A 14283-nucleotide genomic window follows, 5' to 3' on the forward strand; every position below is an offset into this window, starting at 1 on the left:
GATGCCGAACAGCAGCACGGGCCGGTGCCCGGTGCAGGGCCGATTCGACCCGCTGGCCCCCGACTACCTCGCGGACCCGTACCCGGCGCTCGCCGCCCTGCGCGAGGAGGGCCCGGTCTTCTACGAGCCGCGGCTCGACATGTGGCCGGTGACCAGGCACGAGGACGTCAAGCGGATCCTCACCGATCACGAGAGCTTCTCCGGCGCGATCACCCAGACGCCCTTCTACCCGCTCGCGCCGCAGGCGAAGGAGATCCTCGACGCCGGGTTCCACGCCACCCCGACGGTCTCGAACTGCGACCCGCCCAAGCACACCAGGGTCCGCGCGTTCAACGTCAAGGCGTTCTCCGCCCGCAGGGTCGCGGGGCTCGAACCGGTCATCCGCGCCCGCACCACCGAACTGCTCGACGGTGTCGCCGGCCGGTCGCGGTTCGACCTGGTGCAGGAGCTGACGGCGCCGTTGCCCGCCACGATCGTCTTCAGCCTGATCGGCTTCCCCGAGTCGGACTGGGATGGGCTCAAGGCGCTCGCGCTCAACCGCATGGCCTTCACCTGGGGACGGTCCACAGAGGACGAACAGGTCAGAATCGCGGGGAGGATGGTCGAGTACTGGCGGTACTGCACCGACTTCGTCGCCGCGCGCAAGGAGGACCTGCGGGACGACTTCACCAGCGAACTGCTCCGCTCCCACCTCGCGGATCCCGCCGCGCTGTCGGTCGAGGAGATCGTCAACGTCATCCACGCGGTGAGCTTCGCGGGCCACGAGACCACGACCAACGCGTCGTCGAGCACGCTGCAGCGGCTGCTCACGCACCGGGAGCAGTGGGAGGAGATCTGCGCCGACCCGTCGCTGATCGCGAACGCGGTCGAGGAGGGCCTGCGCTTCGACCCGAGTCTGCACACCTGGCGCAAGATCACCACCAGGCAGGTCGACATCGGCGGTGTCACGGTCCCGGCGGGCGCCAAGCTCCTGCTGCTCCTCGGCTCCGCGAACCACGACCCGGCGCGGTTCCCCGACCCGGACCGGTTCGACGTCCACCGCCCCAACTCCCAGCAGCACCTCACGTTCGGCAGGGGGATCCACGCCTGCTTCGGCGCCCCGCTGGCGAGGCTGGAGATGCGGGTCGTGCTGGAGGAGCTGACGGCCCGCCTGCCCCACCTCCGGCTCGCGGCCGACGAAGTCGTGCGGTACCACGAGAACGCGTGCTTCCGCGGCCCCGTGCGGCTGTGGGTCGACAACCCGGCCCCGGTCTGAGGGCCGGCCCAGGGCACCACGGCCGACCGGTCACCTCGTCACACGCTGATCAGGCAGCCCTGGTCGTCGCGCGCGGAGGCGTCCGCGTCCTCGAACCGGTGGCCGTTCGAAGCGAGCCGGCGAAACCGCAGCGTGGTGCCGCGAGGCACCACGACCGCCGCGGTGCGCTTGCCGTTGGAGCGCGCGCGGAGCTCGGTCGTGCCCGGCGTCCAGTCGTTGAAGTCGTCGACCACGCTGACGCGGCCCGGCGGCCCGTACCGGGGCAACGCCCACGTCACACGTACTTGCTGGTCCTCGGCAGGCATGATCCGGATCATCGAGTCGTCGTCCTCTCCGCGTTCCCCGGTCACTTCGCCGCGCCGGCCTGCCGCCGGACGCCGTCCCGACCGCCGCGCCCGTGCGGGGCGCGCGATCCCCGGTTCAGGTGACTTCCTCCAGGAACGCGGCCCGTTCGCGACCGGGCCCGCGATCCGCCGGCAAAACCGATCAAACCCAGGAGAATCAAGGTGAAGTACTGCGAACGTCAGGTCGTGTCGCCGGCCGATCCTCTGCGCGTGGTCACCGCGCTCGCGGCCACGTCGACCGAGGACAACGTGCTCTACGAGAACCAGGGATCGGTCTGCTGGGGCGAAGGCGCGCACGCGACCGTGACCACGCGGGCGGGCGAACCGCTGTCGGCGATCGCCTCCCGGCTCGCGGAGGTCGACGTCGAGGACTGGCGCGCTTACGGCTGGGCCACCTTCGAACTGTCCTATGCGTTGCACGGGCTGGACGACGTGCCGGAGACCGGCGCGGTCACGTTGATGATCCCGAGGCGCGAGGTGCGTGTCGACAACGGCACCGTCCTGCTGCGCGCGCTCACCGCGGCCGACCTGGACGTGCTGGAGTCGAGGCTCGCCGACGCCGTGCTGACCGGCGGGATCGAGCCGGTGGACACGCGCGTCGACGTCGACGTGGACGGCCACGACGCCGAGAACTACCGGGCGGCGGTCGCGGCGGCCGTCGCGGAGATCCGCTCCGGCGCGCTCGACAAGGTGATCCTCTCCCGCGTGGTGCCGGTGCCCGAGGACATCGACCTGCCCGCGACGTACCTCACCGGCCGGCTCGCCAACAGCCCGGCACGCTCGTTCCTGCTGTGCCTGCGAGGCTGGCGGGCGCTGGGGTTCAGCCCGGAGATCGTGATCAGCGTGAGCTCCGGACGCGAGGTGGTCACCCAGCCGCTGGCCGGCACGCGCGCCTTCCTGGGTGACCACGCCGCCGACCAGGCCCGGCGCAACGAGCTCTACCGCGACCCGAAGGAGGTCTTCGAACACGCGATCTCGGTGCGCTTGGCGGCGGTCGAACTGTCCACCGTGTGCACGCCGTCGACCGTCCGCGTCGAGGAGTTCATGAATGTCAAGGAACGCGGCAGCGTGCAGCACCTCGCCTCCCAGCTCACGGGCTCGCTGGCGCCGGGTCGCACCGGCTGGGACGCGTTCGCCGCGCTCTTCCCGGCGGTGACGGCGTCCGGTGTGCCGAAAGCACCCGCTTGCGAGCTGATCCGGCGGGCCGAGACGCAGCCACGCGGCCTCTACAGCGGCGCCGTGCTGACCGTCGATCCCGACGGCGCCATCGACGCGGCCCTCGTCCTGCGCAGTGTGTTCCGCCGCGACGGCTCCACCTGGCTGCGGGCGGGCGCGGGGATCGTCGCCCAGTCCACCCCCGAACGGGAACTGGAGGAGACGCGGGAGAAGCTGCGCAGCGTGTCGCGCTTCCTCGTACCGGCACGGCAGTACGCCTCGGTGGACTGATCGCGGACGAGCCCGGTGGCGCGCCACGCCCCGCGCCGCCGGGCTCGGATCAGCGACGTTCGACGACGAGCGCCGTCGCGGTGAACCCCGCGCCGAGGCCGACGAGCAGTGCGCGGCCGCCGGTGGTCAGGCTGTCGAGGCGGAGGAGGTCGGCGAGGTTGGCGATCGTGTCGCCGGCACCGAGGTGACCCGTGGTGTCGCCGAGCAGCACGAGGCGGTCACGCGCGGCTTCGGGGAGCGCGGGGAGCACGGTGTACCTGATCGTCTGCGGGCGCAGCCGCGCGGTGCAGACGACCTCGACGCGATCGGCGTGCTGCAGATCCGCGTCGGTCAGGGCCTGGCGCACCGCGGTGGCCACGGTGATGCGGATTTCCTCGGCGGTCGTGCGGAACTCGAGCAGAGCGGCGCTGTGGTCGAGCGCGGGTGGGAGCGGCCGGAACGGGTGGAAACGCGGGAAGGCGCCTTCCAGCCGAGGGTTGCCGGCCCGGCCGGTGGCCAGAACGGCCAGCGGTCCCCGGTCGCGGTGCAGCAGCGCTGCGGTGCCCCCGTCGCCCAGAACGACCTCGGGTGCGGTGCGCCAGCGGTCGTAGGGCAGGTCGCGGGTGTTGGTGCCGGTGCACGCGAGAGCGTGGCGGGTGCCGGGTTCGGTGAGCAGGGTGGTGATGGCGGCGTGCAGTGCCGCGTCACCGCCGCTCGACATCTGGTTCACGCCAACGGCGACGGCGTGCGTGGTCTCCAGCGCGGCGGCGAGCCGGTGTGCCGGGGACGCCGGGTCCTCGTCGGTCGCGGACATGCCCGCGTAGGCGAGGAACTCGACTTCCTCCGGCGTGGTCCCGGTGGTGGAGAGCACCTCCCGGCAGGCCTCCAGACCGAGTTGCCACGCCTGCTGCCCGTCGGCGACCGCGACCTCGTGGCAGACGGCCGACCGGGCGTCGATGTCGCTGAGCGTGCCCGCCGCGACCGCGTCGGCGGCACGGGATCGTCCTGCGGGCAGCCAGGTCGTGGCGGCGGAGACGCACACCCGTCCGGAAACCCTCATGCGGCCGCACCGCCGAGGTCGACGGGCATCGACTCCAGCCTGCGGTCGAACACCATGTCGCTCCAGCACAGCTCGCCCGGGTCGACGGCGAGCCGCAGCCGCGGGAAGCGGAGGAACAGCGAGCGGACCGCGACGGCGATCTCCATGCGGGCCAGCGGTGCGCCGATGCAGCGGTGCACGCCGCTGCCGAACGACAGATGGGTGGGCTCGCCCTCGCGGTGCGAACGGACCGCGTCGGGATCGTCGTACGCGCGGGGGTCGCGGTTGGCGGCGGCGAGTGACAGCAGCACGGTCGCGTCCTTCGGGATGACGACGTCGCCGAGGTGGACGTCGGCGGTGGCGAACCGCCAGATGGCGAACTGGAACGGCGGGTGGTGGCGCAGCAGCTCCTCCACGATCCGCGCGGTGGACGCCTCGCTGCCCAGGGCTTCCGCCCGCAGGTCCGGTCTGGCACCGAGCGTGGCGGCACCGTGGCCGATGGCGGTCGCGGTGGTGGGTGGTCCTCCCACGAACAACGCCATGACCGTGCTGAGCAGGTCGCGGACCCCGACGGGCTCCGACCGGGCGAGCAGCATGGAGATCAGGTCGTCGCCGGGGTCGCTTCTGCGGTGTTCGATCGTGGCGAGGACGAGGTCGACGAGCTCGTGGTAGTGGCCGATCATCTCGGGGCTGTCGGTGGGCTTGCTGGACAGCAGCTCCCGCAGCAGCGCGGCGGCCACCGGCGTGTCCGCGGGGCGCAGGCCGAGCACGGTGCTGATCACCGAGACGGGGACCTGGTTGGCGAAGGCGGTCATGAGGTCGACCGGGCCGCCACCCGCCTCGGCGCCCCGCCGCTCGAGGTGGTCGAGCTGCTCGTGCACGATGCGGTCGACGGTCGGGCGCCAGCGACCCACGGCACCGCTGGAGAGCTCGGCGTTGACCAACGACCGCAACCTGCGGTGCTCGGCCCCGTCGGTGTTGAGCATGTGCCGCCCCGTGGAGCTGAGGGTGTCCTCGGGCACGCGCCGTCCGCCGAACTTGTGCTCGGGCGAGCTCAGCAGCCGGGGGTCGACGGCGAGCCGCTCGTCGCGCAGGCAGGTCCGCACGTCGTCGTACCTGGTCACGAGCCAGATCGGGAACCCGCCGGGCAGCTGCACCTGCTGCACGGACGCGGCTTCGCGCAGTCGCGCGTAATAGGCGGTGTTGGTGTCGTCGTCAGGCAACGAGACGAGGGTGGGCAGGCTCATGACCGGTCCCTGTCCGCGACCGCGGTCCTGGCGGACTCGACCAGTGCCGCGAGCTGCGCCACCGTCCGCGCGGTCACCAGGTCGTCCTCGCTGAGCTTGACGCGGCTCGTGTTCTCCACGGAGGTGATCGCGTCGAGCAGCCGCAGCGAGTCGACGTTGGGCAGGTAGGCGAGCCGGTCGTCCGGCGACAACTGGTCTGCGGGGATCTCCAGCACCCTGGCGAGCTGCTCGACCACCACGGTCAGAGCCGGGGCCTCGTTGTCGTGCACCGGTTCGGTCATGCCGCGTTCTCCTCTCCGAACAGCCGGCGGCGGAGCTCGTCGCGCTTCCACTTGCCGCTGGTGGTGCGGGGCAGCCAGCGCCGGTCGACGGTGCGCACGTCGGCGTCGGTGATGCCGAGGCGTTCGCCGACGGCCCGCCGCACGCCCTCGGCCACCGCCGCCCGGTCGGTCTCGACGGTCTCCACGACCACGACCACCCGCTCCCTCTCCTGATCGGCCACCGCGACGCAGTGGCGCTGGTAGACGCCCGGCACGTGCCGGGCGACGTGTTCGACTTCCTCGGCGTGGACGTTGCGGCCCCGCACGATGATCATGTTCTTGTGCCTGCCCGCGACGTGCACTTCACCGCGCAGCAGGAAACCCCGGTCACCGGTGCGCAGCCAGCCGTCGTCCAGGACGCCGGAGGCGGTCGCGGAGTCCTCGGCGAGGTAGGCGTCCATGAGGCTGGGACCGCGCACCTGGAGCTCGCCGACGCCGGCCTCGGGCAGAACGGTGCCGGCGGTGTCGACGACCCTCACCTCGGTGCCGGGCAACGGGGGACCCTGCGACACGATCGTCCAGCCGGATTCGCCGGTGACGGGGACGACCCGGCCGTCAGCGGCCGCGGTCCGGTCGATCTCGACGGTGCGAGGCGCCAGATCCGGCAGGTCGATGGTGATGCCGGCGCAGTACTCGGCCATGCCGTAAGCGGGCGTCATCGCGCCGGCCGGCAGTCCGTGGCGGCCCAGGACCTCGGTGACGGCGCGGACCGTGGCCGGGGAGACCGGCTCGCCGCCGTTGAGCGCCAGGCGCCAGCGTCCGAGGTCGAGTCCGTCCGGGTCGGCGGTGCGGGCGGCTTCGGCCAGCCGGTCGTAGGCGAAGTTCGGTCCCGTGCAGATCGTGACGCCGTGCTCACCGAGGTAGCGCAGCGCGTCCAGCGGGCGCCGGATGAACGTCGACGGCGAGACGAGGTGGGTGTCGAACCCGGCGCACAGCGAGATCAGCAGTCCGATCATGCCGAAGTCGTGGAACAGCGGCAGCCACTGGTAGCCGACGTCGGCGGGGGTCAGTTCGCAGCGCGCGACCGGGGCGAGGACGCCGTTGACGACGGCGCGGTGGGACAGCACCACGCCCTGCGGCCGGGCGGTGGTGCCGGAGGTGAACTGCACGACGGCGCGATCATCCGGGCCGGGGGTGTGCGTGGTCGGGACGCGCGTGGCCGGAGGGCACCGGTCGGCGTTGACGACGCGCAGTCCGGGGCAACGGCGCCGCAGCGGTTCGAGCGCGGCGGCGAACAGGTCACCGGTCACGAGGTGCCGGATGCCGACGGTCCGGATGAACGCGGCGAGGTCGTCGGCGACGCTGTCGACGTCGTGGGCGACGGCGGGCAGCGGGAGCACGCTGACGGCGGCGCCGATCGTGAGCACGCCCAGCAGGGCCGGCGGGAAGGAGGGCGTGGCGGGCAGCAGCACGCCGACCACCTCGCCGGGTTCGGCGCCGGAGGCGAGGAGTGCCGCGGCGACGCCGTTGGCGCGGGGACCGAGCTCGGCACGCGTCAGGACGGTCGTGGACTCCGGGAAGATCATCCGGCCGCGGTCGCCGGGCGCGCAGGTGATCGCGTCCACGAGCGTGCCGGAAAGGTCGGTCGCCATGCGTTGTCCTTGGTGTCGCGGTGTGGTGGGCAGCCGTGCCGGCAGGCCGGGAACGCGGCTGTCGGCACGGCGGGTACTCGAGGTGGTGTGGCAGCGGCGGCGAATCCGCGATGGCCGCAGTGCCCTCGGACCTGTGCGTCGTGTCCGGGCCGTCGGAGGTCGGCGGAAAGTGCGCGACGACGACCTAGGTAGTCCACTGTGGACAGAGGAGTGGCCGGTGTGGCGGTGAGTCGTGACGACGCCTTCCGGCCGGCTCCTCGATCATCTCGTCAGTCCCGTTCCGCTCGACCGGTTCTCGAGATGAGTCTGGCAAGCCCGCGTTCCGGTGTGACTGCGGAGATCCGCAGCTCCGCACCCGGGGTTGCCGACGACCGCATCGGCAGCACGGCCAGTGGTGTGTCCCAGAAGGTCGGCGAGGTGATCCACACTCAGCAGGGCGCCTCGTGGCACCGCCCCCACGTCCCCGTACAACCAGTACGAGGACGTGGGGGCGGCACCACGATGCACCCGTCTGACCGCGAATTCCCCCGGCAACCTCCTGCACCACACCACTAGCGACCGTTCGGAAGCCCGCTCTCCACCAACGACTGGAGGTCGTCGACGAAGGCTTCGAGTGGGGGCAGTGCGAGCATGTCGCGGCGGATTCGCCTGGCGTTGCCCCGATACCGCGGGTCCTCCAGGACTTTCCGGCACACGGCCAGAACGTCGTCGGTCGTCATGGTCCCGGTGTTGAGCTGTTCGCCGACGCCGGCTTCCACGCACCTGCGCGCGTTGTACGGCTGTTCCGAGAACAGCGGGGTGCACACGAGCGGAACGCCGGAGCGCATGGCCTCGCGGACGCTGTTGTGGCCGGCGTGGGTGATGAAGAGATCGCAGCACTCCAGCAGGAGCGGCTGGGGAACCGTCTCCACCAGGACCACGGTGGGCGGCAGGGCCCCGAACACTTCGTGCGCCACGTCGCGTCCTGTGCTGACCACCGCGACGCAGTCCAGTCGTGCCAGGGCCGTGACGACGGATCTGAGCAGGGAGGGGCCGTCTGACGCGAACGCGGACAGCGTGCCCAGGCTCGCGAACACCCACGGCTTGTCGGTGGGCAGCTCCGCCAGAGCGGGCGGCAGGGCGTCGCCCCTCCTGCCGGGGTTCTCGTGCCGGTAGAACCGGGAGTGGGGAACGGCCGCCTCAGCCGCGTCGTAGGTCTTGGGCATCAGGCAGGCGTGCAGGTGGCGGAAGCTCGCTTCTCCGCTGGGATCGGGCGGCAGGCCGAACGACGCCCGGAGCGGGGCCATCAGCGGCGCGAGCGTGGAAGGCGGTGAGACCACGTTGACCGCGCCACCGATCGCGACGGAGGCGTGCGGCACGCCCAGCACCTCCGCGGCGAGCACGCCGCCGAACTCGAGCGTGCTGCGGACGATGACGTCGGGGTTCCACCCCGAGGCTATGATGTCCGTGGCCATCGCCTCGGCCGGAGGGCCGATGAAGAAGTCCACCGTCCTCTCCATCGCCGTGAGGTCGGCGAACGTCATCCCGGTCTTCTCGAGCGTCCGCGCCACGAGGTCCAGGATGTCCACACCCGCCGGCAGGTGGTCGACACCGTAGGCGGCGATGTCCGCGGCGGAGCCCGCGCCGGTCGCGATCCCCACCGTGTGCCCCGCGGCCTCGGCGGCCCTGACGACCGGCACCAGCGCCCGGATGTGGGACGGTGAATTCGCGACGGTGAAGAGAATCCGCAAGGACATGCTCCCATTCTGATGGCCGCTGCCGCGTCAGATCCCGGTTGTTGACGAGGATCACCGCTTGTGGTGGCCGCATCGGCTGCGGACGTGAACCGGATCTGATGTCGGCAAGGCCGCCATTGCCCGGAGGTGCGGAGCCTGTACGGCGTCCGCAACCGAGGAGGACCGGATGTGTTGCCGTGAAGGTCTGTGAAATATCTGACACGTGTTCGGATGACCTCGATCCGAGTCAGCCTCCGGATTCGCGGTGAATCGCGATGTCCTTCATCCGCCGGCCGGAGAGCTGCGAGGAATCAGTAGGGGAAGTGGGCGCGGCCCCGGTTGACCGAGACCCACCTGACCGTCGTGAACGCGTCCAGGCTCCAGTCACCGTTCACGCGGCCGAACCCGGACTGCTTCTCGCCGCCGAACGGGATGTTCGGCTCGTCGGCGATGGTCGAGTCGTTGACGTGGACCATGCCCGTGTGCAGCCGCCTGGCCAGCTCGACACCTTTGTCGAGGTCGCTGGTGTGGACCGCACCCGACAGGCCGAAGGGGGTGTCGTTGGCGATGGCCACCGCCTCGTCCTCGGTGTCGAACGGCACCAGGCACGCGACCGGGCCGAACAGCTCCTCCCGCATCACCGACATCTCGGGCGTGACACCGGTCAGCACGGTCGGGTGGAAGAGCGTGCCGTCCACCTTTCCGCGCAGCAGCACCTCGGCCCCTTCGGCGATGCCCCGTCCGACCTGCTCCGCCAGCCGGTCGGCCTGCCGCTGGTTGATCAGCGGGCCGAGCACGGTGTCCGGGTCGCGCGGGTCGCCGACCGGCAGCGACGCGGCCTTCGCGACGTACCGGGAGGCGAACTCGTCGAACACGTCGCGGTGCACGAGGACCCGGCTGGCCGACATGCACACCTGGCCCTGGTGGGTGAAGCGGCTGAACACGGCCGCGTTCACCGCCACGTCGAGGTCGGCGTCCGCCAGGACGATGAGCGCGCTGTTGCCGCCCAGTTCCAGGACCGGCTTCTTGAGGTTGCGGACCGCCACCTCGGCGACGTGCCGCCCCACCTCGGACGAGCCGGTGAACGAGATGGCACGCGGCACGGGGTGCTCGACGAAGGCGTCACCGATCACCGGGATCTCCGTGATCACGACGTTGAGCAGCCCGGCGGGCAGGCCGGCGGCCTCGAAGACCTCCGCGACCAGCGTGCCGCCCGCGATCGGGGTGTCCTCGTGGGGCTTGAGCACGACACCGTTGCCCGCGGCGAGCGCGGGTGCCACGGACTTCATGCCGAGGAAGAACGGGAAGTTGAACGGGCTGATGACCCCGACGACACCGACCGGCTCCCGGTAGACCCGGTTCTCCCGGTCGGGGCTGGAGGAGGGCGGGGTCCGCACGTCCATGCGCAGCGGGAAGGTGCCGGCCTCCGCGAGCACGCCCAGCACGAGACCGATCTCGAACTGCGCCTTGAGCCGCGTGCCGCCGAGCTCGTCGATGATGATGTCGACGATCTCCGGCGTGTGGTCCTCGACGTAGGAGGCCGCCCGCTCGAACACCGCCCGTTTGTCGTCGGGGCTCACCGCGTCCCACTCGGACCTGGCACGCTGGGCGGACCGGTACGCCTCGTCGACGTCCGCGATGCTCGCGCAGCGGAACTCCGCGACGGTCGAGCCGTCGAACGGGTTGCGGTCCACGAGGACCTCGTCCGTCGAGCCGGTGCGCCAGGTCCCGCCGATGAACTGCTTGTGGTGCCCGGTGTTCCGCTTCCTGTCGCGGGTGTTCTCCATCAGCTCTCCCGTCCTGCGTCCGGTGTGGTGGTCAGGACCGCGCCCCGGTTCGGGAACGGGTCGCGCGAACGGGGGTTCGCGGCGCGCAGGTGCTCGGCGACCGCGTCCACGCCGTGACGACGTTCGAGCGCCGCACGCCCCCGCCGCTCGGCGATCGGGAGCAGCGCGGGGAGCCTGGGGTTGTCGCAGAGGACCGTGGGCCCTGACCGGAACTCGTAGACGCGGCCGATGGGCTCGGTCAGGCTCAGGTTCTGCACGGTGTGCGCGAACTCGCGCCCGGCCGGGATCGGGAGCAGGTCGCCGGAGTGCTGCACGGCGTCGTGTTCGAGCTGCTGCCCGTGCAGGGTGAGCGCGCCCTCTGCGGGGCACTCGGTGGGCAGCACGAGGACGTCGGTACCCGGGTGGTGGTGGGGATGGGCGAGGAAGGCGCCTGGCACGTCCAGTCCGCCCACGGAGAGACGCATCCCGGGGGTGGTGCCGCCGGGTTCTCCGTCGACGAGTGGCCGGATGCGATGACCTTGCGGGGTGACGACGGGAGCGACGGACGTGAACGGCACCACGGTGCAACGGCCGGGTGCGGGCGCCCACTCCTCCCAGTTCTCGCGGGCGGTGCGGGCCATGGCCGCGGCCCGGTCGTCGAGGTCCGGCCGGGCCAGGTTGTCGTCGAGCAGGCTGCCGGTGGAGCGCACCACGTACCCGGTGCTGCCCAGGTGCCCGGACAGGACGTCGACGACGTAGGGCGTGCCCCTTGGGATCGTCAGGAGGTCGCCTGGCCACTGGACGGACCAGAAGCGCAGGTCTTCGCCGTGGTAGGTGAGGACCGGGCCTCCGGCGGTGAACAGCAGGACGGTGTCGCTGTCCGGGTGCTGCTGCGGGTCGCCGCGGAAGTTCGCCGGGAGCTCCAGTCCGCCGGCTGCCAGGGAGAACCCCGGCACGGTGCCCTCGGCACGTCCGTCGACGAGCACGCGGATCCTCCTCCACCCCGGCACGGGTCCGGGGGCGACGGACTCGAACGGGATGGGGCGGATGAGGGTCCGCGACGGCCGGACGGTGTCTGTCCCGGGTGGATGGATCATCATCGTGGAACCTCTCCGAAGTCCACGCTGCATTCGACGCTCAGGAGTTGACGCGGACGACAGTCTCGTGACGGGGGTGGGGAGTTGCGCGATGGTGTAGCGGCGGCTCCCATCCGGCATCGGCTATGAATAGTCGGAGATGAAATGTGTCGGCAACGGCCTGTTCCGGAGGCTGGAACACCGAGCGCGGCGACAACCATCGGGTGGGCTTTACTGGCGTCCAATCACTTTTCCGTCATTCTCCAGGAGGTCGCGGCGGGCGAAGAACGGAATCCGCACAGCTGTCACCGGCTGGCAGGGTCGTTCGGGTGGTGCCGCATTTCCAGGTTGCAGCCGAAAGGATTTCCCGATGACGTCGTCCGATGACCTCGTGCGGGTGGTCGTCAGCCACCTGTCGGCCGCGCTCGGTGTGCCCGCCGCCGACGTCTCCCTCGACGCACAGCTCACCCACCTCGAGAACGCCAGCTCGCTGCGGCTGCTCACCGCGGTCAGCGCCATCGAGGACGAGCTGTCCCTCGAGCTGGATCCCGACTACCTGGTCCGGGTGCGGACGGTGGCCGACCTGGCGAACCTGGTCGAAGCCGGGGTCCGCTCCTCCCGGGCGCTGTGACCGGGTTCGCGATCGCCGGGTGACCCGAGCCGGCTCGGTGAGCGTTCCGGACGGTGGAACGAGCGGGTGGCAGGCGTCGTGCGCACGTGCTTACGGTCGACAGGCGTTCGCGTCGTCATGACAGCACATAAGGACCACCTGGAGGAAATGCCGATGCGGCTGGAAGTCGAGGCGGCGACCCGTTCCGGTGCACGGGCCGGAGGGCCGGGACTCCGCTGGCTCGCGGAAGCGCGGGAGCTGCGCACCATGGCGGACCTGCTGCCGGTCCTCGCGCGGCGGACGGCAGGGGAGGTGGTCTTTCCGGAGCTGAACACCTCGCTGGCCCACCGGGAGATCCCGGCGCGGGCGTACGGGGTCGCCGCGGAACTGCGTCGCGCGGGTCTGGACGACCGCCCGGACCAGCGGGTGGGGATCCTCGCCACGACGTCGCCGGAGTTCGTCTCGGCGCTGTTCGGGGTGTTCGCCGCGAACAGCGCGGCGGTGCCGGTTCCCGTGCCGTCGTTCGCCGGGGGACTGGAGTCCGCTCTGGAGCGGCTGGACGCGCTGGTCCGCGGCGCGGGCCTGCGGTGCGTCCTGGTGGGGCCGCCGTTCGACGAGTTCGGTGACGCCATGTGCGAGCGGTACCCGGACGTCGCGGTCATCCGCATCGCCGACTGCGCACCGCTGCCCGAAGCTCCGCGGACCGCGCTGCCGGGTCCGCGAGACCTGGCCGTGGTGCAGTACAGCTCCGGGAGCACCTCCTCGCCGAAGGGGGCGATGATCGAGCACGGTGCGCTGGTGGCCAGCGTGCTGGGCACGGCCGAGCGGGGCGGCGTGGAGGACGGCGACGCCGCGATGGTGTGGGTGCCGCTGTTCCACGACTTCGGCCTCGTCACGCTGCTGACCCACCTGGTGACCGCCAGCGACCTGCACATGTTCAGCCCCGTGACATTCGTCCGGCGCACCGCGGAGACCATCCGGTACTTCGCCGACCAGCGCATCGCGTTCTTCACCGGCCCGAACTTCGCCTACGACCGCATCCTCGACGCGGCCGCGGCCGGGCGGCTCGACGGCGTCGACCTCTCGAGCTGGAAGGCCGCGATCAACGCCGGTGAACCCGTCGCCGCCGAGACGCTGCGACGGTTCGACGAGCTGCTCGGCCCGCTCGGCGCCCGGCCGACGGTGATGACGCCGGGGTACGGTGCGGCGGAGTTCTGCGTGGGGATCTCGCTGCAGCCCGCGGGCCGGGTCGCGAAGCTGGTCCACGTCGATCGGGCGTCACTGCGGGACGGCGCGCGGGTGGTGACGCGCGACGGCGCGGAGGCCGGCACGGTGCCCGTCGTGTCCCAGGGGCCCGCCTTCCCCGGTGTCGAGTTCCGGATCAGCGACGTCGCGGGCCGGGTGCTGGACGAAGGGCACTTCGGCGAGATCGAGGCACGGGGGCCGAACATGCTGCGCGGCTACCTCGACGACCGCGCCGCCACCGACGCCGCGCTGCGGGACGGCTGGTTCCGCACGCGGGACACCGGGTTCGTGCTCGGCGGCGAGCTCTACGTCTCCGGGCGGCTGAGCGACATGATCGTGGTGGCCGGCCGGAACTTCCACGCCCACGACGTGGAGATGGCGGTCCGCGATGTCGACGGTGTCTACCAGCGTCACGTGGTCGTCGTGGCCGACGTGGCCCGTGAGCGCATGGTCGTCGTGGCGGAGACGCAGGCCGACGACCACACGGCCCTGGTCGCCGGCATCCGCGCCCGGATCGCCGATGAGGTCGGACTGGCGGACGTCGACGTCCGGCTCGTCGCGCGGGGCTGGCTGCCGCGGACCAGCAGCGGGAAGTGGCGTCGTGGTGAGGTGCGCGAGCGACTCTTCGCCGACAGCGAGGTGTGAACCG

At 71.6% G+C, this 14283-nt stretch carries 12 protein-coding genes; 4 read left to right on the forward strand and 8 right to left on the reverse strand.

All coding sequences use genetic code 11. The features are described from left to right. The first annotated feature begins 1 nt into the window (after position 1). On the forward strand, positions 2 to 1255 hold the full coding sequence (locus tag BMY74_RS39080; RefSeq protein WP_245786629.1) for a cytochrome P450: 1254 nt from the start codon (positions 2 to 4) through the stop codon (positions 1253 to 1255). Between the two features lie 38 nt (positions 1256 to 1293). Here the strand turns inward: BMY74_RS39080 and BMY74_RS39085 are convergent, their stop codons facing one another. Then, entirely contained in the window at positions 1294 to 1560 is a 267-nt protein-coding gene (locus tag BMY74_RS39085) for an early set domain-containing protein (RefSeq protein ID WP_245786630.1), read from the reverse strand. A gap of 201 nt (positions 1561 to 1761) precedes the next feature. Here BMY74_RS39085 and BMY74_RS39090 point away from each other — a divergent pair, with 201 nt between their 5' ends. Then, complete coding sequence (locus tag BMY74_RS39090; protein ID WP_218159900.1) at positions 1762 to 3045, forward strand: salicylate synthase; 1284 nt, start codon at positions 1762 to 1764, stop codon at positions 3043 to 3045. Positions 3046 to 3094: 49 nt separating this feature from the next. On the opposite strand, the gene BMY74_RS39095 is transcribed toward BMY74_RS39090, so the two are convergent. From BMY74_RS39095 to BMY74_RS39125, 7 genes are all read right to left on the reverse strand, one after another. Then, the gene (locus tag BMY74_RS39095) at positions 3095 to 4084 is read right to left on the reverse strand and encodes a 3-oxoacyl-[acyl-carrier-protein] synthase III C-terminal domain-containing protein (RefSeq protein ID WP_143091885.1); all 990 of its coding nucleotides are present in this window, start codon (positions 4082 to 4084) and stop codon (positions 3095 to 3097) included. Then, a complete protein-coding gene (locus BMY74_RS39100; protein ID WP_089925801.1) occupies positions 4081 to 5310 on the reverse strand; it encodes a cytochrome P450 in 1230 nt (409 codons plus the stop codon). The genes BMY74_RS39095 and BMY74_RS39100 overlap by 4 nt, the downstream gene beginning before the upstream one ends. Next, the gene (locus BMY74_RS39105) at positions 5307 to 5591 is read right to left on the reverse strand and encodes an acyl carrier protein (protein ID WP_089925804.1); all 285 of its coding nucleotides are present in this window, start codon (positions 5589 to 5591) and stop codon (positions 5307 to 5309) included. Before BMY74_RS39105 ends, BMY74_RS39100 begins: the two co-directional genes overlap by 4 nt. Continuing rightward, on the reverse strand, positions 5588 to 7222 hold the full coding sequence (locus BMY74_RS39110) for an AMP-binding protein (protein WP_089925808.1): 1635 nt from the start codon (positions 7220 to 7222) through the stop codon (positions 5588 to 5590). Before BMY74_RS39110 ends, BMY74_RS39105 begins: the two co-directional genes overlap by 4 nt. 551 nt (positions 7223 to 7773) lie before the next feature. Continuing rightward, positions 7774 to 8958, reverse strand: a complete 1185-nt coding sequence (locus tag BMY74_RS39115) for a glycosyltransferase (RefSeq protein ID WP_089925811.1) — start codon at positions 8956 to 8958, stop codon at positions 7774 to 7776. Positions 8959 to 9248: 290 nt separating this feature from the next. Continuing rightward, positions 9249 to 10724 carry an aldehyde dehydrogenase family protein gene (locus tag BMY74_RS39120; RefSeq protein ID WP_089925814.1) on the reverse strand — a complete coding sequence of 492 codons (1476 nt, stop codon included), beginning with the start codon at positions 10722 to 10724 and terminating at the stop codon, positions 9249 to 9251. Further along, the gene (locus BMY74_RS39125; protein WP_089925817.1) at positions 10724 to 11689 is read right to left on the reverse strand and encodes a cupin domain-containing protein; all 966 of its coding nucleotides are present in this window, start codon (positions 11687 to 11689) and stop codon (positions 10724 to 10726) included. Before BMY74_RS39125 ends, BMY74_RS39120 begins: the two co-directional genes overlap by 1 nt. A gap of 460 nt (positions 11690 to 12149) precedes the next feature. On the opposite strand from BMY74_RS39125, the gene BMY74_RS45480 reads away from it, so the two are divergent. Both BMY74_RS45480 and BMY74_RS39135 read left to right on the forward strand, forming a co-directional pair. Next, positions 12150 to 12410 carry an acyl carrier protein gene (locus tag BMY74_RS45480; RefSeq protein ID WP_177230145.1) on the forward strand — a complete coding sequence of 87 codons (261 nt, stop codon included), beginning with the start codon at positions 12150 to 12152 and terminating at the stop codon, positions 12408 to 12410. Positions 12411 to 12527: 117 nt separating this feature from the next. Beyond that, positions 12528 to 14279: an AMP-binding protein gene (locus tag BMY74_RS39135; protein WP_089925823.1), complete on the forward strand. Its 1752-nt coding sequence runs from the start codon at positions 12528 to 12530 to the stop codon at positions 14277 to 14279. Positions 14280 to 14283 lie beyond the last annotated feature (4 nt).

This window comes from Lentzea albida (genome assembly GCF_900111005.1).
In the GTDB taxonomy this organism is placed as follows: domain Bacteria; phylum Actinomycetota; class Actinomycetes; order Mycobacteriales; family Pseudonocardiaceae; genus Lentzea; species Lentzea albida.

Bases quoted from the DNA above. Each gene is read 5' to 3' on its own strand.
- BMY74_RS39080 (WP_245786629.1), top strand. From the start codon at position 2: ATGCCGAACAGCAGCACGGGCCGGTGCCCGGTGCAGGGCCGATTCGAC.
- BMY74_RS39135 (WP_089925823.1), top strand. From the start codon at position 12,528: ATGACAGCACATAAGGACCACCTGGAGGAAATGCCGATGCGGCTGGAA.
- BMY74_RS39100 (WP_089925801.1), bottom strand. From the start codon at position 5,310: ATGAGCCTGCCCACCCTCGTCTCGTTGCCTGACGACGACACCAACACC.
- BMY74_RS39120 (WP_089925814.1), bottom strand. From the start codon at position 10,724: ATGGAGAACACCCGCGACAGGAAGCGGAACACCGGGCACCACAAGCAG.
- BMY74_RS39110 (WP_089925808.1), bottom strand. From the start codon at position 7,222: ATGGCGACCGACCTTTCCGGCACGCTCGTGGACGCGATCACCTGCGCG.
- BMY74_RS39085 (WP_245786630.1), bottom strand. From the start codon at position 1,560: ATGCCTGCCGAGGACCAGCAAGTACGTGTGACGTGGGCGTTGCCCCGG.
- BMY74_RS39095 (WP_143091885.1), bottom strand. From the start codon at position 4,084: ATGAGGGTTTCCGGACGGGTGTGCGTCTCCGCCGCCACGACCTGGCTG.
- BMY74_RS45480 (WP_177230145.1), top strand. From the start codon at position 12,150: ATGACGTCGTCCGATGACCTCGTGCGGGTGGTCGTCAGCCACCTGTCG.
- BMY74_RS39105 (WP_089925804.1), bottom strand. From the start codon at position 5,591: ATGACCGAACCGGTGCACGACAACGAGGCCCCGGCTCTGACCGTGGTG.
- BMY74_RS39115 (WP_089925811.1), bottom strand. From the start codon at position 8,958: ATGTCCTTGCGGATTCTCTTCACCGTCGCGAATTCACCGTCCCACATC.